At 65.9% G+C, this 18,511-nt stretch carries 18 protein-coding genes; 17 read left to right on the top strand and 1 reads right to left on the bottom strand.

The genetic code is table 11. The features are described 5' to 3' along the window. Nucleotides 1–51: 51 nt before the first annotated feature. Nucleotides 52–1,683 (bottom strand): L-glutamate gamma-semialdehyde dehydrogenase, encoded by a 1,632-nt coding sequence (gene pruA, locus ACLL97_RS14260; protein WP_411281146.1) that lies wholly within the window; start codon nt 1,681–1,683, stop codon nt 52–54. Between the two features lie 74 nt (nt 1,684–1,757). Here pruA and ACLL97_RS14255 point away from each other — a divergent pair, with 74 nt between their 5' ends. The 17 genes from ACLL97_RS14255 to ACLL97_RS14175 all read left to right on the top strand — a co-directional run bounded on the left by ACLL97_RS14255 (nt 1,758) and on the right by ACLL97_RS14175 (nt 17,999). Beyond that, on the top strand, nt 1,758–2,888 hold the full coding sequence (locus ACLL97_RS14255) for a hypothetical protein (protein ID WP_411281145.1): 1,131 nt from the start codon (nt 1,758–1,760) through the stop codon (nt 2,886–2,888). A 3-nt stretch (nt 2,889–2,891) separates the two neighbouring features. After that, nucleotides 2,892–3,800 (top strand): deoxyribonuclease IV, encoded by a 909-nt coding sequence (locus tag ACLL97_RS14250; RefSeq protein WP_411281144.1) that lies wholly within the window; start codon nt 2,892–2,894, stop codon nt 3,798–3,800. After that, entirely contained in the window at nt 3,740–4,825 is a 1,086-nt protein-coding gene (locus ACLL97_RS14245; protein WP_411281143.1) for an alpha/beta hydrolase family protein, read from the top strand. The genes ACLL97_RS14250 and ACLL97_RS14245 overlap by 61 nt, the downstream gene beginning before the upstream one ends. A 171-nt stretch (nt 4,826–4,996) precedes the next feature. Then, entirely contained in the window at nt 4,997–5,422 is a 426-nt protein-coding gene (locus ACLL97_RS14240; protein WP_411281142.1) for an SWIB/MDM2 domain-containing protein, read from the top strand. A 95-nt stretch (nt 5,423–5,517) separates the two neighbouring features. Then, on the top strand, nt 5,518–6,318 hold the full coding sequence (gene lepB, locus ACLL97_RS14235; RefSeq protein ID WP_411281141.1) for a signal peptidase I: 801 nt from the start codon (nt 5,518–5,520) through the stop codon (nt 6,316–6,318). Beyond that, on the top strand, nt 6,318–7,373 hold the full coding sequence (locus tag ACLL97_RS14230; protein ID WP_411281140.1) for an alpha/beta hydrolase: 1,056 nt from the start codon (nt 6,318–6,320) through the stop codon (nt 7,371–7,373). Before lepB ends, ACLL97_RS14230 begins: the two co-directional genes overlap by 1 nt. A gap of 40 nt (nt 7,374–7,413) precedes the next feature. Continuing rightward, entirely contained in the window at nt 7,414–7,908 is a 495-nt protein-coding gene (locus ACLL97_RS14225) for a hypothetical protein (protein WP_411281139.1), read from the top strand. 38 nt (nt 7,909–7,946) lie between these two features. Then, on the top strand, nt 7,947–9,368 hold the full coding sequence (locus ACLL97_RS14220) for a M24 family metallopeptidase (protein ID WP_411281138.1): 1,422 nt from the start codon (nt 7,947–7,949) through the stop codon (nt 9,366–9,368). Beyond that, nucleotides 9,358–10,806, top strand: coding sequence for a hypothetical protein (locus ACLL97_RS14215; RefSeq protein WP_411281137.1), 1,449 nt, complete (start codon nt 9,358–9,360; stop codon nt 10,804–10,806). Before ACLL97_RS14220 ends, ACLL97_RS14215 begins: the two co-directional genes overlap by 11 nt. Nucleotides 10,807–10,936: 130 nt before the next feature. Next, a complete protein-coding gene (locus ACLL97_RS14210) occupies nt 10,937–12,019 on the top strand; it encodes an SPFH domain-containing protein (RefSeq protein ID WP_411281136.1) in 1,083 nt (360 codons plus the stop codon). Then, a complete protein-coding gene (locus ACLL97_RS14205) occupies nt 11,956–12,486 on the top strand; it encodes an S-adenosylmethionine decarboxylase family protein (RefSeq protein ID WP_411281135.1) in 531 nt (176 codons plus the stop codon). Before ACLL97_RS14210 ends, ACLL97_RS14205 begins: the two co-directional genes overlap by 64 nt. After that, nucleotides 12,483–13,127 carry a DUF4178 domain-containing protein gene (locus tag ACLL97_RS14200; protein ID WP_411281134.1) on the top strand — a complete coding sequence of 215 codons (645 nt, stop codon included), beginning with the start codon at nt 12,483–12,485 and terminating at the stop codon, nt 13,125–13,127. The genes ACLL97_RS14205 and ACLL97_RS14200 overlap by 4 nt, the downstream gene beginning before the upstream one ends. Next, nucleotides 13,121–14,443, top strand: a complete 1,323-nt coding sequence (locus tag ACLL97_RS14195; protein WP_411281133.1) for a DUF4178 domain-containing protein — start codon at nt 13,121–13,123, stop codon at nt 14,441–14,443. The genes ACLL97_RS14200 and ACLL97_RS14195 overlap by 7 nt, the downstream gene beginning before the upstream one ends. A 12-nt stretch (nt 14,444–14,455) precedes the next feature. Next, nucleotides 14,456–14,641, top strand: a complete 186-nt coding sequence (locus ACLL97_RS14190) for a hypothetical protein (protein WP_411281132.1) — start codon at nt 14,456–14,458, stop codon at nt 14,639–14,641. 10 nt (nt 14,642–14,651) lie between these two features. Next, nucleotides 14,652–14,861 carry a DUF350 domain-containing protein gene (locus tag ACLL97_RS14185; RefSeq protein ID WP_411281131.1) on the top strand — a complete coding sequence of 70 codons (210 nt, stop codon included), beginning with the start codon at nt 14,652–14,654 and terminating at the stop codon, nt 14,859–14,861. Then, entirely contained in the window at nt 14,861–16,357 is a 1,497-nt protein-coding gene (locus ACLL97_RS14180; protein ID WP_411281130.1) for a polyamine aminopropyltransferase, read from the top strand. Before ACLL97_RS14185 ends, ACLL97_RS14180 begins: the two co-directional genes overlap by 1 nt. Nucleotides 16,358–16,367: 10 nt before the next feature. Then, on the top strand, nt 16,368–17,999 hold the full coding sequence (locus ACLL97_RS14175) for an NAD(P)-binding protein (protein ID WP_411281129.1): 1,632 nt from the start codon (nt 16,368–16,370) through the stop codon (nt 17,997–17,999). The last annotated feature ends 512 nt before the right edge of the window (nt 18,000–18,511 follow it).

Raw genomic sequence — 18,511 nt, 5'->3', positions numbered from 1 at the left:
CCGGGGTCCGGGGCCGACTCCCGACACCCTGTTCCTCACCCCGTACTGGTTTTACCCAAGGAACGGATATCTCCAATCCAACGGACTCGAAAACGTCTCCTTGATGTTCCGCGCACTCACCCAGCGCATCAGGTTGAGCTTCGATCCTGCCTTGTCGTTCGTGCCCGAGCCGCGTGCGCCGCCGAAGGGCTGCTGACCCACTACGGCACCGGTCGGCTTGTCATTGATATACAAGTTGCCCGCGCTCTGACGCAGCACGCTCATCGCCTCGCGTACCGCACCACGATCGCGTGAGAAGATCGCGCCGGTCAGGGCGTACGGCGACGTCGTGTCCACCAGCGTCAACGTCTCGCGCCATGCGTGGTCGTCGTACGGATGGATCGTGATCACCGGGCCGAACAGCTCTTCGCACAACATGCGATGTTTCGGGTCATCTGTCTCCACGATCGTCGGCTCGATGAACCAGCCTGTGGAATCATCGTAGCCGCCGCCGGCCACGATCGTTGCCGACGTCTTCGCGTCGTCGAGGTACCCCTTGAGGCGGTTGAACGCCTTCTGGTCGATCACGGCGGCCACGAAGTTCGAGAAGTCGCGCACGTCGCCCTGCTTCATCTCGGCCATCATCGCCACGCAGCGAGCCTTCACGTCGGGCCACATCGACTTAGGCACGTAGGCGCGGCTCGCCGCCGAACACTTCTGTCCCTGGTACTCGAAGGCGCCGCGCACGATGCCCACGGCCACCGCCTGCGGGTCGGCACTCGGGTGCACCACGATGAAGTCCTTGCCGCCCGTCTCGCCCACAATGCGCGGGTACGACTTGTAGGTACCCATGTTCGAGCCGATCGTCTTCCACATGCTGTTGAACACGCTCGTCGAGCCGGTAAAGTGCACACCAGCCAGATCACGGTGCGCCAGTGCGATGTCGGAGATCATGCTCGCGTCGCCGGGAATGAAGTTGATCACGCCCGGCGGGAGCCCTGCCTCTTCGAGCAGCTGCATCGTGTACCACGACGACAAGAGCGCGGTAGCGGACGGCTTCCAAATAACGACGTTGCCCATCATCGCCGGCGCGGTAGGCAGGTTGCCACCGATCGCCGTGAAGTTGAACGGCGTGACCGCGTACACGAAGCCTTCCAGCGGACGGTAATCCAGCTGGTTCCACATCGTGTGGTCGGACAATGGCTGTTCAGCATATAGATCTTGCGCGAACTGCACGTTGAAGCGCCAGAAGTCGATCATCTCGCAGGCGGCATCGATCTCGGCCTGATGCACCGTCTTGGCCTGCCCCAGCATCGTCGCGGCGTTAATCGTGTCGCGCCATGAGGTCGTCAACAGCTCGGCGGCGCGCAGAAACACGGCGGCGCGATCCTCCCAGCGCCAGCTCGACCACTCGGCGTACGCCGCGGCACTCGCCGCGATCGCTTCGTGCACCAGCGCCGGCGTAGCCTTGTGATAGGTGGCCAGCACATGATGGTGATCGCACGGCATGGTGACCGTGCCGAGATTGCCTGTATGAATGCGGCGACCGCCGATCACGATGGGAATCTCCACCTGCTCGGCCGCCATGCGGTCGAGACGGAGCTTCAGGTTCGTTGTTTCAATGGACGACGGCGCGTAGCTGCGCACGGGCTCGTTCGCGGCGACCGGCACGCGACGCGTGCCATCGAAGGCGGCAAAAGACATCAGACGTTCTCCGAGAGGGCGGGATAGGGAACCCGAAAGCTAGCGCCGTGCGGATCTTGCAGTACCCTTCGCGCATGGCCCTGCCTCACGCCCGTCCATCCGCCCCGCTCCGGATCCCGATCCGGATGCCGTTCCGTTTTTCGCGGAACCGTCGCTACCAGCTGGTGGTCCCCCTCGCGCTGGCGCTGCTCGTGACGGCCTGCGAGAAGGCGGCCATCAGCTGGGTCGATGCCGAGGCCGTGGCGACCAACCTCCCGTCGCCACTCGTCTATCCGCCGTTCATCGCGACCGACTCCACGCTGGAGGCGTCGTCGCCGTATGCCGACTTCCTGCTGACACAGGATCTGTGGCGTGAGGCGGGTGGCACCAACCTGCTCGAGCCGACGGTTGCCGCCATGCCGGAGGCGAAGGATTCAGTGGAGAATCACGCCACGTTGCCGTCCGTGCAGACGGCGCGGGCGCCGCTGACGTCGCTCGGCAATGGCCACGCGCCCGCCGACTCGACGCGGTGCGCCCGCTCCATTCGAATCGTCTCGGCCGGCGCGCGCGGGCATGTCGCCGTGTGGTGGAGTCGGGGCGCTGGCGGGCGCGTGCGACTCGCCGCGGCGTGGCGGGATAGCGTGCTGTCCGTGCCCGCCGCTTCGGCCGCGGCTGGGGCTGCAGGCGGCCCGGCGGATGCGTCGGCGGGCGCGTGGCGCGGTCCCATCATGGTGGACTCGCTCGATCAGGGCCCCGGTGACGCGCAGGCGGCCGATCGCGGCGCCTACGGCTGCGCCCGGCCCGCCCCGAGTGTCGCCGTCGATACGAAGTACGGGTACGTCCATGTGGCCTACGCCCTCACCGGCCCAGAAGGCCCGGGCGTATTCTATGCACATCAGATGGACCCGCGGTCGCAGTTCGAGCCGCCTATCGCGATCATTTACGGCGAGCGGATTGGCGACGCGCGCGTGGCCGTGAACGGCGACGTGGTGGCGGTCGTGTATGAAGATCCGAACAGTGGCCTCGGTCGCCGGAAGATCGGTCTCGCCGTCTCGCGGACGTCGGGGCATCTGTTCGAAGACCGGCTCACCGCCAGCGGCGGCATTTCGAACGCCCGCGATCCGCACCTGATCGTGCGGGGCCGCGCCGTGGTGGTCGGGTGGAGTGAGACCGCGGTCGGATCCGATCCCATCTTCCGACTGCGTCGCGCCCGCGTGGAACGCTGAACGATGTCGCTTCTCCTTGGCGCCCACTGCATCGACACTGGCGGCATCCCCATGGCCGCGCGGCGCGCGGGCAAGTCGGGCATGCAGGCCCTGCAGATCTTCAGCGCGATTCCGAAGTTCTACAATGACAACGTCGGGGTGAAGCCTGATCGGCTCGCCCGGTATCAGGTCGCGCTGTCTGAGGCCGGTATTCGACCGGAGCATGTCATCGTGCATGCCGCGTACGTGATCAACTGCGCGACACCCGACGAGGTGAAGTGGAATCGTGCCGCGGCGGCCCTCGCCAAGGAGTTCGAGCGCTCCACGGCGCTCGGTGTGGCCGGCGTCTGCTTTCACCCCGGCGCGGCCACCGATGGTGACCGCGAGGCGGCGATCGCGCGGGTGTCGGAGGCGATGCGTCGGGCGCTGGCGGCGGTCCCGCTCAGTCACACCCGGTTGCTCATCGAGAACACTGCCGGTGCCGGCACGACGGTGGGGCGCACCCCGGAAGAAGTGGGTGCGATGCTGGCCGGCATCCCGGCAGCGGATCGTGCGCGTACCGGCTACGGACTCGACACCTGCCATCTCTTTGCGTCGGGATATCCGATCGCGACGTCGCGCGCCGATCTTATACGGGTGCTCGACGAGTTCGAAGCGGCTACCGGCGAGCCGCCGGCGTTCTTCCATCTCAACGACAGCGAAGGGGCCCTCGGCTCGAATCGCGATCGGCATGCCCTGATCGGCCAAGGGTTGATCGGCGCTGCTCCGTTCCGTTGGCTGTTGCACGACCGTCGCGCCAAGGGCGTCCCACTGATCCTCGAGACACCGCAGGAGCACGCCGACATCGCGGAAGACGACGACACGCCCGATCCATGGGACGTTCGCTCCATCGCGCTGTTGCGCACGCTGGCGTCGGAGCCACCGCGCGATTGATCGGCCTCCTGCTGGGCGTGTCCCGGTGGGCCGCGGTGGTGGTACTCAGCGCGGCGGCGCTGGCCTGCGACGGCTGTACCGCGCCGTCCAGCACCGCGAGAGGCGGCCTCAGTGACCATCGCGAGGTCCGTGTCGAGGTCGATAGCGGCGTGACGCTCGCCGGCGACTTTGCGTGGCCGCTGGCATCCGCGACGACGCCCGTGCCGGCGATCTTGCTGCTCAGCGGATCCGGTGCGCAGGACCGCGACGGTACGCGTATCGAGTTGCCGGGATATCGCCCGTTCGCCGACGTCGCCGACACATTACTCGCCGCCGGCTTCGCCGTGTTGCGTCTCGACGACCGCGGGGTGGGCGCTTCCACCGGTCGCTTCGACGGGACGACCACCGAAGACTTTGCGCGCGACGCGGCGGCCGCGGTTGCCTGGCTGCGTGCTCAGTCTCGCGTGCAGCCGGAGCGGATCGCCCTCGTCGGACACAGCGAAGGCGCACTGGTGGCGCTGCTGGTGGCGCGCGCCGATCCGCAGCTGTGGGCGCTGGGATTGTTGGGGGCGGCGGCACGTTCCGGGCGTGAAATCGCACGGTGGCAACGCGCCACGCTCGTGGCGACCGATCTCACCACCTGGGCGCCGGCGCAGCGCGCGGCGGTACTGGCGCGCGCCGAATCGGATGCCGATGCGATCGCCGCGACGGATCCGTGGCTGCGGACCTGGTTCTCCCTCGATCCGCGCACCATCGCGCGCGACGTACGACAACCCGCCCTGCTGTTGCACGGTGAGAACGATCGGCAGGTCGCCGTTGAGCAGGTCCACGAGCTCGCGGCGGTGCTGCACAACGCGCGTGCGATGCGGTTGTCGCACACGAATCACCTCCTCCTCGACGACTTCGACGGCGATCCGCGCGGCTACGTGCGCCTCACCTCGCGTCGCATTGATGGGGGAATCCTGCGCGTGCTCGTCACGTTCCTGCAGCAGCAGAATGGTGAAAATCGATTCTCCGAGGGGAAAACGGCGAAACAAATCCGCTGATTTCGCGACGAAGTGCAGTTTTCAGAGGGAAAAACGCGAAATGCACTATTGCGCGATGTATGCGTGATTGTACTTTTGGCCGTCCGCTGAGACGTAACCGCGTCTTCGCGAGATCTGTCGAGAGCTGTATTGCTCGACGCGACCCGACCGGTCACCACCTCAGGAGACGACATGGCCGCTGCGAAGAAGTCTGCGAAGAAAGCTGCAAAGAAGGCTGCCCCGAAAAAGGCCGCCGCCAAGAAGGCGCCCGCGAAGAAGGCCGCGCCCAAGAAGGCGGCGGTGAAGAAGGCTGCTCCGGCCAAGAAGGCGGCCGTGAAGAAGGCGCCGGCGAAGAAGGCCGCCAAGCGCACGCCGAACGCGGCGTTCATGAAGGCCCTGACGCCGAGCCCGGAGCTCGCCGCCGTTGTCGGTGACAAGCCGCTTCCCCGTACGGAAGTCGTGAAGAAGCTGTGGATCTACATCAAGAAGCACGGCCTGCAGGACGCCAAGAACAAGCGCAACATCAACGCCGACGACAAGCTGAAGGCCGTCTTCGACGGCAAGAAGACCGTCAGCATGTTCGAGATGACGTCGCTGGTTTCCAAGCACCTGAAGTAACTCCCGACGGTTTGCCGCGTATGTTGAAGGGGCGCGTCCTTGATGGGCGCGCCCCTTTGATCTAGTCCGTCCTCGACTTCCCAACCGCACCGCCCGTGGCCTCGAAAAGCAGTTCGTCGAAAAGCAGCACCGATCGCAAGAGTGTGGCGAACCTCCGCGCCGGAAAGTCGTCCGGCGGTGGCGGTGGTTCCACCCTCTGGGAAAACGTCAAAGCAATCCTCGTCACGCTGGCGATCTTTCTCGCCATCCGGACGTTTCTGATCGAGGCCTACCGCATCCCCTCGGGCAGCATGATCCCCACGCTGCTGGTTGGCGACTGGCTGTTCGTGAACAAGCTGGCCTACGGTCCGCACGTTCCGTTCACGAACATCAACCTCCCGGGCTATGACGACCCGGAGCGCGGCGACGTGGTCGTGTTCGTGTCACCGAATCAGGTCGATCAGCCCGAGGATCCGAACCCGATTCTGGTGAAGCGCCTCGTGGCCGTGGCCGGCGATACCGTCTGGATGCGCGGTGGGGTGTTTCATGTGAACGGGATGGCCCAGCGCCAGGGGTTCCCCGCGTCCGACAATCCGAAGGGTGATGGCGGGTTCTCGCATCCGCTCTTCAGCTGGCAGAAGCAGTTCGAAGTGCGCGGCACCGGCGCCGGCGATCCACCGGCATCGCCCACGCTCGACGACTGGGGACCGCTCGTTGTGCCAAAGGAATTCCTGTTCATGCTCGGCGACAATCGCTACGACTCCAAGGACGGCCGCTACTGGGGCTTCGTGCCGCGCGAGAACGTGCGTGGCCGCCCGGTGTTCGTGTATTACACCTATAACGCCGACGAAAGCGTTCGCCCCCTGCCGTTCATCACCGATATCCGATGGGGACGCATCGGGACGATCATCAAGTAATGCAGCAGGTCATGCGGCGCGCCGTGCGGCCTCCCCTTTGTCTGGCGGCCGCGCTCGTCCTGCTCGCCGCCGGCAGCGTATCCGTGTCGTCGGGGCAATCGGGAACCGGCACGGGAACCGGCACGGGAACCGTCACGGGAACCGTGCGGACAGACTCCGTCTGGTCGCCATCGCTCGGTACCTACAAGGCGCTGGTGGTGTACTTGCCGCCATCGTACCGCACCGCCACTCGCACGCGGTATCCGCTGCTCGTCTATCTGCACGGCCGCGGCGGGAACGAACGCAATTGGGTGGACGCCGGCCGGTTGGATCGCACCATGGACTCGCTGGTGCGCACGGGCGGCCCCGAGGCCATCATCGCCATGCCCGACGGCGATGACGGGTGGTATGCCACCTGGAATCAGCTGGGCGACGTGAATGCTTGCCGCGCCGACACCGTGCGCCGCGAATCCGCCGCGACCTACTGCGTGCCGTGGACGCGCTACGATGACTACATCGCGCGCGACATCGTGTCGCACATGGACACGCGCTACCGTACGATCGCTCGTCGCGAGAGCCGCGGTATCGCCGGACTCAGCATGGGCGGTGTCGGCGCCCTCACCGTCGCGTTGCAGTATCCCGACGTTTTTGCCGCGGCGGCGAGTCACTCGGGTGTCGTATCGCCGCGCTACCTCGGTCCGAAGCCGTTTGTACCGCCCCCGCGCTATGCCAACACGACGGCCGAGTTGCAGTCGGCCGCGCGAACGCTATGGTCGAATCTGAAGTGGGTGATGGGCAAGGACACCATCGGCTGGAACGCGCGTGATCCCGGACACATGGTGCAGCGACTGCAAGCCCGGGCCGCGACCGGCGGCCCGCACATCCCGCACTTGATGTTCGACGTGGGTGTCGACGACGCGTACGTGGACCAGAATCGCGATTTGCACGCCACCCTCACCCGTCTCGGCGTAGCGCATCGCTATGCCGAATGGACCGGCGCGCACTCGTGGAGCTATTGGCAGATGCACGCCGCCGAAAGCGTGCAGTTCCTGCTGGGAAACGTCTCGGGCCGCTAGAAAGGCTGGCGTCCGACTCCACGCGACGTAGCTTGCCAGCATGAGCCGGTTCTTTCCGAAGGACGTAATCCTCTGGGGCGAAGAGCGACTGCACCCGCTGCGCGCGTTCGCCATCCGCACCGTGGAGCCGGCGGGCATCACCGGCGTCCTGCTGCGCCTGTGGCGCGCCGCGCTGTTGGCCAGCACGAACTGGATGCTCTTCGTCGGCGGGCTGGTTGGCGGCGTGCTGTTCCTCTGCGGCATGCTCACCTGGCACCTTGGCAACTTCCCAGTCAAACGATGGCCGCCTCGCGTGGCGCTGTTTCTGGTCATCGAAGTCTTCGCCGAGATGGGGACCAGCTCGCTGCTCATCGCCTTCACGCGCGAGCGCGTCGGGTCACGCGTGGCCATGTGGCCCGACTGGTGGCCGATGGCCGGTCAGACGTTCATCGAGCGCACGATCGTGCTCGCTATCTTCGCGCTCGTGTTGGGCGGCAGCGTACAAGTCGTCCGTCGCGCCATGGAACGGCGCGAGGCTCCCGCGCGCAGCGCGTAGTCACGCTCCGCCATTCACATATCACCGCTCTCAACGCCGTGCACATTCTCCCCATCCTGTTGCTCGCTTCGGCGTCCGCTTCGACGCTCGCCGCACAGCCCGTGGTTACGCCGGCCACGCCCGGCACCCGTACCTCCGGGTCTCCGGCGGCCGATACCCTGCGTCCCTTCGGTACGCTGCGCGAGCAGGCATTCAAGCAGCAGCAGTGGTTTGAACTGCGCATGGAGCGCACGTTGCCCGCGCTCATGCGTCGCGAACGTGTCGACATGTGGGTGGTGCCGATGCGCGAGTACAACGAAGACCCCGTGTTCACGGCGATCACCTCGCCCACCACCTTCGCGGCCCGTCGACGCACGATCTACGTGTTCTTCGATCGTGGTGCGGCCGGTGTGGAACGGATCGCCCTCGGCGGCACGTCGCAGGGCAACGTGTTCAAGGCCGTGCGCAGTATGAAACCGGTGCCGGCGCCCGCCGCCGGCAGTCGTTCGAACGATCGGCAGGCCGAGCTGTGGGGCGACGAGCAGTGGAATATCCTCAAGCAGGTCATCGAGGAGCGGAAGCCGAATAAGATTGCCGTCAACACGTCGCGCACCTTCGCCTTCGCCGATGGACTGTCGAGTGGTGAACGCGATGGCATGTTGCAGGCCCTCGGACCGGAGTGGGCCGCCAAGGTCGTGCCGGCCGAGGCGCTCGCGGTCGATCTCATCGCCGCCCGTCAGCCGGAAGAAGAAGCGATGTTCCGCGAGCTCAATCGCGTGGCCTGGGCGATCATCCAGGAGGCCTTTTCAAACAAGGTCATCACGCCGGGCGTGACGAAGGCCGACGACGTGCTCTGGTGGATGCGTCAGCGCGTCAACGATCTGGGTCTGTCCACCTGGTTCCAGCCGAGTGTGGAAGTGCAGCGGCAGTTCGGCAGCGCCGAGTTGGTGGGCGTGAACCCCACGATTCTCAAGGGTGACCTCCTGCACTGCGACTTTGGGATCACCGCCCTCGGCCTCAACACGGACACCCAGCACAACGGCTACGTGTTGCGCGATGGCGAGACGGACGTGCCGGCCGGCATCAAGCGCGCGCTACTGGCGTCGAATCGTCTGCAGGACATCACCGTCAGCGAGCTCAAGCCGGGGCGCACCGGCAACGAAGTGCTGGCGGCGTCGCTCAAGCGCATGCGTGAAGAGAAGATCGACGGCACGCTGTACTCGCATCCCATCGGCCTGCACGGCCACGGCGCCGGCGCGCTGATCGGGTTGTGGGACTATCAGGACGGCGTGCCGGGGCGCGGTGATCACAAAGTCATTCCGGGCATGTGGTATTCGATCGAACTGCAGGCCACGACGCCCGTGCCGGAGTGGAACAACCAGCAGGTCCGCTCGGCCCAGGAAGAAGACGTGATCGTCGACGCGAAGGGTACAGTGCGTTGGGCGTTTGGTCGTCAGGCAACGTTCCACCTTGTCCGCTGAGAAACACTGGCGTGCGCTGGTGCGGTCGCCGGTGTTCGGATTGCTGGTCATCGTCACCGTGCTGCTCGTGGTCATGCGCACGCCGTTGCTTGTGCTGGGCGACACCTGGTTCAACCTGGTGCTCGGTCGCGAAGTCGCGACCGGCGGTGTCATCACCAGAAACACGCTGACGGAACAGGGGTTCGGGGTGCCGGTGGCGGATATCCAGTGGATGTCGCACCTCGCGCTCTATAGCGTCGAGAAGCTGCTCGGTTTGCCGGGCATGGTGTTGCTCGGTGCTACGCTGCTGAGCGGCACGATCGTTTGGGCGGCCGCGGTGGCCGTCCGGCGCGGTGCAACCGAGAGTCGCACGCTGCTGGTGGTGTTGTTCTCGCTGATCGGTATGGCGTCGCAGTTGGTGCTGCGGGCGCAGTCGATCGCGTTCCCGTTCCTCGCATTGTTCCCGTTGGTGCTATCGGCCGACGTGCGCGCGCCGCGTCGTGGCACCTGGCTGTTACTCCCGGCCGCCGCGCTGTGGGCCAACGTGCACGGATCGGTGTTGCTGGCGCCGGTGTTCGGCGCGCTCGCCGCGATGGCGCGCGGGCTCGATGCCCGCCGCCGTAATGAACCGGTGTCAAGACGTTTGCTGGTCCGCGACACACTGCTCACGCTCGGGCTCACGACTGCCGTCTTCATCACGCCGTACGGCATGGACGCCGTGCGCTACTACGAGCAGACCGTTGGCAACCCGGCGTTCCGCGAGTACGTCAGTGAGTGGTATCCGCTGTCGTTCGAGCGCGTGCCGGCGGCCACGCTGTTCGTGAGCGCGGTGGTCGTACTGATGGTTCGAGGCGCGCGACGGATGGAAAGCTTCACGATCCTGACCATCGGCGTGCTGACGGTCATGACGATCGTCTCGGCGCGCCACGCCACACCACTGGCGCTGGCAGCGATCGGTCTGCTTCCGGTCGCGCTCGATGGGGCGTTGGGTTCGTCAGTGCGTATCGAACCGGATGCGCTGTTGCGACGAGTGGCGCAGGTCGGCCTGCCGGTGGCCGTTGCCGCGTTGCTCATTGGGGTGCCCATACTCACGCAGTACACGCTCAATCGCCCCGACGGAATCCGACTCACCGATCAGGTGGCGCGCGAGGCGATTCCCGGGCGGCGGTTGCTGGTTGACGAACTGCAGGCCGATCGCCTGTTGTGGTACCACCCATCGCTGATCGGGCGCGTCGCCCATGACGTGCGCGTGGAAACGCTGCCGCTGTCGTATCTCGACTCTCTCGGTCGCACCTATGCGCAGCCAGCGGGGCGGCTGGCGGCCAAGTTTCTCGCAGGCTTCAGCCTGGTCGTGGTAGACCGTCGGGTGCATCAGGGGTTGGCGATCCACCTCGAGCAGGACCCCGGCTACGTCGAATTCGCGCGGGATGCCGACGTACGCGCGTTCCTGCGACGCTGACACTTTCCTGCGCAGTTGCCGTAGGGATGCATACTTCCTAATGTCAACGCGTCCCGGTCTCTCGCGAACGGGGCGCGTTCGCATGTCGGCGTCGCGATCCTCATCCTTCTCGGTTACTGGAGCGGCTTCCATGTCCTTGGGCGATTTTCTCCGCAAACAGTTTATCGACGTCATTCAGTGGACCGAATCCGGTCCCGGCGTCCTTATGTATCGCTTCCCCATGCAGGATATGGAGATCCAGAGCGGCGGCGCGCTGACCGTTCGGGAATCCCAGCTCGCCCTCTTCGTGAACGAAGGCCGGGCCGCCGACGCGTTCGCGCCAGGACTGCACACACTCATCACGGCGAATCTGCCGCTGCTCACGAATCTCCAGAATTGGGACAAGGCCTTTCAGTCTCCGTTCAAGAGCGACGTCTACTTCTTCTCCACCCGTGTTCAGACCGGACAGCGGTGGGGTACTCAGCAGCCGATCACGATCCGTGACAAGGAGTTCGGCGCGGTGCGTCTTCGCGCGTTCGGCATGTACGCGTTCCGCGTGTCCGATCCGGCGGTGTTTCAGGCCAAGGTCGGTGCCACCGATGCCGAATACTCGGTGGGACAGATCGATCCGGCGCTGCGCAACGCGATCATGAGTGGCTTCACGACGGCGTTCGCCAACGCGCAGGTGCCATTCCTCGACATGGCGGCGAATCAGGCGGAGCTTGCCAAGCAGATCGCAACCGCGGTGCAGCCGGCGTTTGCCGAGCTTGGCCTCGTGCTCGAGTCGTTCACCGTCGAAAATCTGTCGCTCCCCGACGAACTGCAGAAGCGTCTCGACGAGCGCATTTCGATGAACATGATCGGCGACCTACAACAGTACACGCAGTTTCAGGCGGCGCAGTCGATTCCGATCGCCGCCGCGAATCAGGGTGGCATGGCGGGACTCGCCGCGGGCATCGGTGCCGGCGTCGGTCTCGGTGGCATTGTGAGTGACGCGATGCGTGGAGCCACGGGCCATCCCACACCGGCCGTGCCGTCCAACGCGGCGATTGGTGCCGGGGCCGCCACCGTTGGTGCCACCGCTGGTGCCACCGCTGGTGCCACCGCTGGTGCCACCGTTGGTGCCACCGCGGGTGAGGCTCCCACGGGCGATACCAAGTTCTGCCTGAATTGCGGCGCCAAGCTGCCGGTGGCCGCCAAATTCTGTTCGTCCTGCGGCGCGCCGCAGAGCTGACGCGGCGACTGCGCATTCTCACGAACCGCGTGATCCCGCAGGTGCACCGCACCGGCCGCGAATGGATTGTCGACGCGTACGGGTGTGATCCGGTGCGCCTTGCCGATCCGGCGTCGCTGCGGGCGCTCTTCGACGCGATCGAACGCGAGTTGGGGTTGCATCCGGTAGGTGATGCGGTGTGGCATCAGTTCCCGTCGCCGGGTGGCATTACCGGCCTGCTCATGCTCGCGGAGTCACATCTCACGGTGCACACGTTCCCCGAGCATCAGTCGGCGTGTCTCAACCTGTTCTGCTGCACACCGCGCGCGTCCTGGGATTGGGAGGTGAGACTCGCGGCATTGCTCGGCGCAACGACGGTGAGCGTTCGCGTACTCGCACGTGAATATGCCGCGGTGCCGGCGGTAGACGTGCCGACCGTGGCCGTGGCGGTGGCGGTGGCCGTGGCCATAGCAGAGGCGGTCACGTGACCGTCCCGCAACCACATGGCGTGGCCTGCCCGAACTGCGGCGCCCCCGTGCGTTTCTTGTGGGCGCAGGCGGTGCAGACCACATGCCCGTACTGCCGCTCGGTGCTGGTGCGTCGCGATCTCGATCTCGCCAAGCTGGGAACGCAAGCGAATTTTCCCGCCACCGGCTCGCCCATCCAGATCGGCACCGAAGGCGAGTGGCACGACCAGCGGTTTGTCGTCGTGGGGCGCATCGCCTACGGCTGGGCGCGCGGACGGTGGAACGAGTGGCACTGCGTGCTCGGTGATGGCACCAGTGCGTGGCTCTCCGATGCGCAGCTCGAATACGCCATGACGATCGCCGCTCCCGCGGATTTCGACGTCCCCGCGGTCACGAGCGTGCGCGTGGGCGAGAGGTACTTCTGGAACGACACGCCGTACGAAGTCGCAACTATCACCGAGGCCCGCTACCTCGGCACCGAAGGCGAGCTCCCTTTCACCACGTGGGAGAAGTCGGCCTGTCTGTTCGTCGACCTGCTCAACGCGCACCACGGGCTCGCCACCATTGACGGGTCCGAGGCGCCGCCGATGCTGTTTCTTGGGGAGTACGTGAACTTCGACGACCTCCGCTTCCGAAATCTGCGCGAGTTCGACGGATGGTAGCGCCGTTCGAGACTCCAGCCCCCCGCGTGCCCAAGGCCGCCGGGTTGAATTGTCCGTCCTGCGGTGCGGCCATCGAGTTGCACGCGCAGGGCTGGGCGGTTTCCGTCGTGTGCGGGGCCTGCGGGGCGCAGCTCGACGCCACCAACGAGAATTTGAAGGTGCTGCAATACGGTGAGCGCGTCACCGCGAAGCCGCGAATCCCGCTCGGTACGCGCGGCACCTGGAAGGGCGCCCCGTGGGATGTGATCGGCTTTCAGGTGGTTACGATCATCGTGGAAAGCACAAAATACTCGTGGACCGAGTACGTCTGCTTCAATCCGTACCGTGGGTTTCTGTATCTCTCGGAATACGAGGGTCATTGGAACGTCATCGAGAAGCTGCGTCGTCGTCCCGACCGTGAAGACGGCGGCGATCGCCCCACCGTGCGACTGAACGGTACGACGTACAAGCATTTTCAGACGGCCACCGCGTACACGACCGCCGCTTTGGGCGAGTTCCCCTGGGAGGTGCGCATGGGAGACCAGGTCGTGAGCCGCGATTTTGTGGCGCCGCCGTACATCCTGAGCGCCGAAGCATCGGGCGACGAGGTCACGTGGTCGCTGGGCACGTACACGCCCTCCGAGGTGATTCAAAAAGCGTTTGGGCTCGTCACGCCGCTCATGCATCCCATCGGCGTGTTCGCGAATCAACCGAATCCTCACGCCGATCTACCCAAGCGCATGCTGGAGCGGTTTGCGCTCGCGCTGATCGCGCTGGTGCTGCTGCTCATACTCAACGTCACGCTGGCCGGCAATCGTACCGTCTTCGAGCGCGCCTTCACCTTCTCGCGTGCGCCAGAGACGCCGGCCTCGGTGACCGACGCCTTCGAGCTTGCTGGTCGCACGTCCAACGTGGCCATTGATCTCGAGTCCGATCTGGACAACGACTGGCTCTTTCTCGCGTTGTCGTTGATCAACGAGTCCACCGGAGAAACCCGCGAGGTCACGCGACAGCTCAGTTACTACCACGGCTCCGACAGCGACGGTTCGTGGACCGAGGGGAATAGGCGCGAATCCCTGCGCATCGCTTCGGTGCCGGGCGGGCGTTACTTCTTGCGCGTACAGGCCGAAGGCGGTGAGCCGGCCAAGTCATCGGCGTCGTATACGGTGCGCATTCGACGCGATGCGCCGCATTACGGGTTCTACGGGATCGCCGTGCTGGCGTTGCTGGTGCCTGTGGTGCTCTCGATCTTCCCATCAGCCAGCTTCGAGAGCCGACGCTGGGCGGAAAGCGATCATGCCCCCACGGCAAGCAGCGACAGCGATGACGATGAGTAGAGGAGTGTGCTGATGGGTGCCCGTATCTACACCGTGTGGGCGGTCGCCGTGCTGGCGTTCCTGGGCGCTGCCCAATATCGCGGCTGGAGCCTGACCCGTGCCAATGTGTCCCGCAACAATCCCCGGTCGGTCCGCGACAATCCCGGCGCGTATCGTTCCTCGTACTACATCCCGGGGCGCACGCTCCGCGGCAAGTGAGGCTCCTGTCATGAACCAGTTCTTGCAGAACGTGCTCAATTCCGCCGCGTACGCCCTCATCGGCGTCGTGATGTTTGGCCTCGCCTTCGTCGTCATCGACCTGCTCACCCCAGGCAAGTTGTGGGATGAGATCGCTGAGAAGCGCAACACGGCCGCCGCCATTCTCATGGGCTCGGTCGCGATCGCTCTTGGCATCATCGTCGCCGCTGCCATTCACTAGTGCAGCTCGCGCTGTTCATCTCCGTTTGTCTCATCGCCGCCTGTGGGCTCATCTACGAGCTCGTGGCCGGCGCGCTCGCGTCGTACCTGCTCGGCGACAGCGTTACCCAGTTCTCGACCATCATCGGCACGTATCTGTTCGCCATGGGCATTGGCAGCTGGCTCTCACGCTTCGTGGTGCGCGGATTGGTCGCACGCTTCGTTTTGGTGGAGCTGATCGTCGGTGTGGTCGGTGGCCTGTCGTCGCTGCTGCTCTTTCTCGCCTTCGCCTACACCGACGCATTTCGCCCCACGCTGTACGGCATCGTGCTGTTGATCGGCATTCTTGTGGGGCTCGAGATTCCGCTGCTCATGCGCATTTTGCAGGATCGTTTCAGCTTCAAGGATGTGGTCGCGAATGTCCTCACGTTCGACTACATCGGCGCGCTTTTCGCATCGCTGCTCTTTCCGCTGCTGCTCGTGCCGCGGCTCGGGCTGGTACGCTCGGCGCTGTTGTTCGGCCTGATCAATGTGATGGTTGGCCTCTGGAGCACGTGGATCTTCCGTGATGTGCTGCCGCGTAAGAACTGGCTGCGCGCCGGCGGTGTGCTGGCGCTGCTCGTGCTCGGGGCCGGCCTCTGGAAGGGGCAGCGCATCACGACGCTGGCGGAAGAAGGCATGTATGCCGATCCCATCATCCTCGCCAAGGACACGCGCTATCAGCGCATCGTGCTGACCAGCTGGAAGGACGACTTGCGGTTGTATCTGAATGGTCATCTGCAGTTCGCGTCGCGCGACGAATATCGCTATCACGAGGCGCTGGTGCATCCCGGCCTCTCGGCGGCGACCGCGCGCCGTCGAGTACTGGTGCTGGGCGGTGGCGACGGGCTCGCGGTGCGCGAGATCCTCAAGTATCCCGACGTACAGCGGATCACGCTGGTCGATCTCGACGAAGGGATGACGGCGCTCTTTCAGCAACATCCGCGACTCACCGGTCTGAACGAAAAGTCGTTGACCGATCCGCGCGTGAAGGTGGTGAACGCCGATGCATTCACGTGGCTGGACAGCTCGGCCGCGCAGTTCGACTTCGTGGTCATCGACTTTCCCGATCCGTCCAACTACCACGTGGGGAAGCTGTACACCAGTGCGTTCTACCGGCTGGTGAAGCAGCACCTGGCGCCCGGCGGATTTCTCGTGGTGCAGAGCACGTCGCCGATGTTCGCGCGTCAGTCGTTCTGGAGCATCGTGACCACGCTCGAAGGGGCCGGACTCCGCACCTGGCCGTATCACGTGTATGTGCCGAGCTTCGGCGAGTGGGGCTTCGTGATTGCGGGACTCACTAGCTACGCGCCGCCCGCGACGCTCCCCGAGGGACTGCGCTATCTCACCGCCTCCACCGTGCCGGCCCTGTTCGACTTCCCGGCCGACATGCAGCGGGTGCCGGCGCTGGCCAACCGGCTGAACGATCAGGTGCTCGTTCGCTACTACGAGCACGAGTTCGACGCGATCAACCGGTGATCGTGCCCTCATGAACACGTTTCGGAACACGTCGCGTCGCGACTTCGTACGCACGCTCGGCGTCATCGCCGCCGCGCCGGCGCTGGTGGGACTCACCGGCAAGAGCCGCGTGATCGGCGGCGGTTTCGTGCCCGATGGAAGTGAAGCGGGTCACCGGCTGCGCGATGGGTCAGCGCGGGCACGCCTCCGCGAGGGCAATGCACGACGGAGCGCCCGTCGTGTGAAGGTCGCGATCGTGGGTGGCGGCATGGGCGGTCTCTCGGCCGCGTGGCGGCTCGATGCGTTGGGAATGCACGACTGGGTGCTGCTGGAACTGGACGCCCGCACCGGCGGCAATGCGCGCTCCGCCGACTATCGGGGGCAGCGCGCCCCGTGGGGGGCGCACTACGTGCCGGTGCCGTCGCACGACGCCGTACACGTCCGTGAGCTGTTCCGTGACCTCGGGGTCCTTGGTGCCGACGGCGTGTGGGATGAACGCGTGCTCTGCCATACTCCGCAGGAACGCATCTGGCAGCACGGACGCTGGCACGATGGGCTCGAGCCCACCGATGCCATGTCGCGGGCGCATCGCGAGCAGTTTCGCCGGTTCGAGGAACGCATCGGCGAGTGGCGGGCAACGGGCATGTTCGGTGTACCAACGGCCGAGGGACACACGCGCCGTTTGACCGCGATGCGGGCCGGCGGAACCGCGGCCAAGCAGGCGGCGGCGGTCGAGGCGCTCGATACGCACACCGCGCTGGAGTGGATGACGCGTGAAGGCTTCAACGCGCCGGCGTTGCGGTGGTGGGTGGAGTACGGGACGCGCGACGATTACGGTGCGTCGCTATCCCAAGCCAGCGCGTGGGCGGCGGTGCACTACTTCGCCGGCCGTGACAACGAAGAGCAGGGGCCGCTCACGTGGCCGGAGGGCAACGACTGGATCGCGCAGCAGCTCACACGTCGCTTGTCGGCGCGTCGGCATACCGATGGACGCGCCCGCATCCTGACCGGCGCGCCGGCGTGGCAGATCGCGCGTGAGGGCAATCGCTGGATCGTCGATACGCCCAGCGAGCGCGTGACGGCGGACGCGGTGATCTGGGGTGCCCCGTTATTCGTGTTGCCACGCGTGTGCGAGGGTGTCACGCTCCCCGTGACGCACGAGTACGCGCCGTGGGTGGTGGCGAATATCGTCGTCGATCGACCACCCGCTTCGGTGGGTGCGGAGCTTGCCTGGGACAACGTGATCTTTGGCAGTCGCTCGCTGGGCTACGTGAACGCCGCGCATCAGGGCCTCGGCACGCCGCCTGATCGCACGGTGTGGACGTGGTATCACGCCATGGTGGAAGGTTCGGCCAAGGACGCGCGAGGGCAGCTGCAGCAGCGAAGCTGGAGTTCGTGGCGTAACGAGATTCTGGCTGATCTCAGTCGGGCGCATCAGGATATCGGCGATTGCGTGGCGCGCATCGACATCATGCGCTGGGGACACGCCATGGCACGTCCAACCCCTGGTGTGCTGAGGCGGGTGGCCGCGCTGAAGGCGTGGCAACCGGCGCCGCGTATGTTCGTGGCGCACGCCGACCTGAGTGGCCTCAGCCTCTTCGAGGAATCCCAATGGCATGGCGTGCACGCCGCTGGTTCCGCCTTTGGTGTGGTTGCGGGGTGAAGGTCGTGGGACGTGGCGGAGGGATCGCGCGGTCGCGGCGCGGGCTCGTGAGGTCGGGCCTTCGCGGCTTTTCTGCTGCGCGGATCGCCGGGCGCTGGCGCGCCGGCACGCGCTTGCAGAGAGCCGCTCGGTCGCCTCACGACCCGCGCCGCGAAGCCGGGGATGGCGCGGCGTAGCACGAACTTCTCGGTGCACCGAAGGGGTGGCGAGGCCACGGCGTCACGGACCCGGCGGGACTGACATAGCGCACGTACGCGCTGCTAGCGCCCCTTCAGCGCCCCTTCAGCGCCCCTTCAGCGCTGTGCGCTTGTACGGGCGACGGGGCGGTTGAAATCCCCGACCACGCCGCTGTCGGCCGTGCGGTGCGCCCCCCCCCGCCACCCCAGCCCGTCCGCGCCCCGGCTCCCCCACAGCGGCTCTCTGCAAGCGCGTGCCGGCGCGCAGCGCCCGGCGATCCGCGCCCGGCGATCCGCGCAGCAGAAAAGCCGCGAAGGGGGATGCCGGGGCGCGGA

It is taken from the genome of Gemmatimonas sp., from assembly GCF_046594945.1.
Classification (GTDB): Bacteria; Gemmatimonadota; Gemmatimonadetes; order Gemmatimonadales; family Gemmatimonadaceae; genus Gemmatimonas.
This window is presented reverse-complemented; position numbering and strand designations above follow the sequence as displayed.

What these genes read in the sequence shown, in the direction of transcription:
- pruA (WP_411281146.1), bottom strand. Translation starts at nt 1,683, where the DNA reads ATGTCTTTTGCCGCCTTCGATGGCACGCGTCGCGTGCCGGTCGCCGCG.
- ACLL97_RS14255 (WP_411281145.1), top strand. Translation starts at nt 1,758, where the DNA reads ATGGCCCTGCCTCACGCCCGTCCATCCGCCCCGCTCCGGATCCCGATC.
- ACLL97_RS14250 (WP_411281144.1), top strand. Translation starts at nt 2,892, where the DNA reads ATGTCGCTTCTCCTTGGCGCCCACTGCATCGACACTGGCGGCATCCCC.
- ACLL97_RS14245 (WP_411281143.1), top strand. Translation starts at nt 3,740, where the DNA reads ATGGGACGTTCGCTCCATCGCGCTGTTGCGCACGCTGGCGTCGGAGCC.
- ACLL97_RS14240 (WP_411281142.1), top strand. Translation starts at nt 4,997, where the DNA reads ATGGCCGCTGCGAAGAAGTCTGCGAAGAAAGCTGCAAAGAAGGCTGCC.
- ACLL97_RS14230 (WP_411281140.1), top strand. Translation starts at nt 6,318, where the DNA reads ATGCAGCAGGTCATGCGGCGCGCCGTGCGGCCTCCCCTTTGTCTGGCG.
- ACLL97_RS14225 (WP_411281139.1), top strand. Translation starts at nt 7,414, where the DNA reads ATGAGCCGGTTCTTTCCGAAGGACGTAATCCTCTGGGGCGAAGAGCGA.
- ACLL97_RS14210 (WP_411281136.1), top strand. Translation starts at nt 10,937, where the DNA reads ATGTCCTTGGGCGATTTTCTCCGCAAACAGTTTATCGACGTCATTCAG.
- ACLL97_RS14195 (WP_411281133.1), top strand. Translation starts at nt 13,121, where the DNA reads ATGGTAGCGCCGTTCGAGACTCCAGCCCCCCGCGTGCCCAAGGCCGCC.
- ACLL97_RS14190 (WP_411281132.1), top strand. Translation starts at nt 14,456, where the DNA reads ATGGGTGCCCGTATCTACACCGTGTGGGCGGTCGCCGTGCTGGCGTTC.
- ACLL97_RS14185 (WP_411281131.1), top strand. Translation starts at nt 14,652, where the DNA reads ATGAACCAGTTCTTGCAGAACGTGCTCAATTCCGCCGCGTACGCCCTC.
- ACLL97_RS14175 (WP_411281129.1), top strand. Translation starts at nt 16,368, where the DNA reads ATGAACACGTTTCGGAACACGTCGCGTCGCGACTTCGTACGCACGCTC.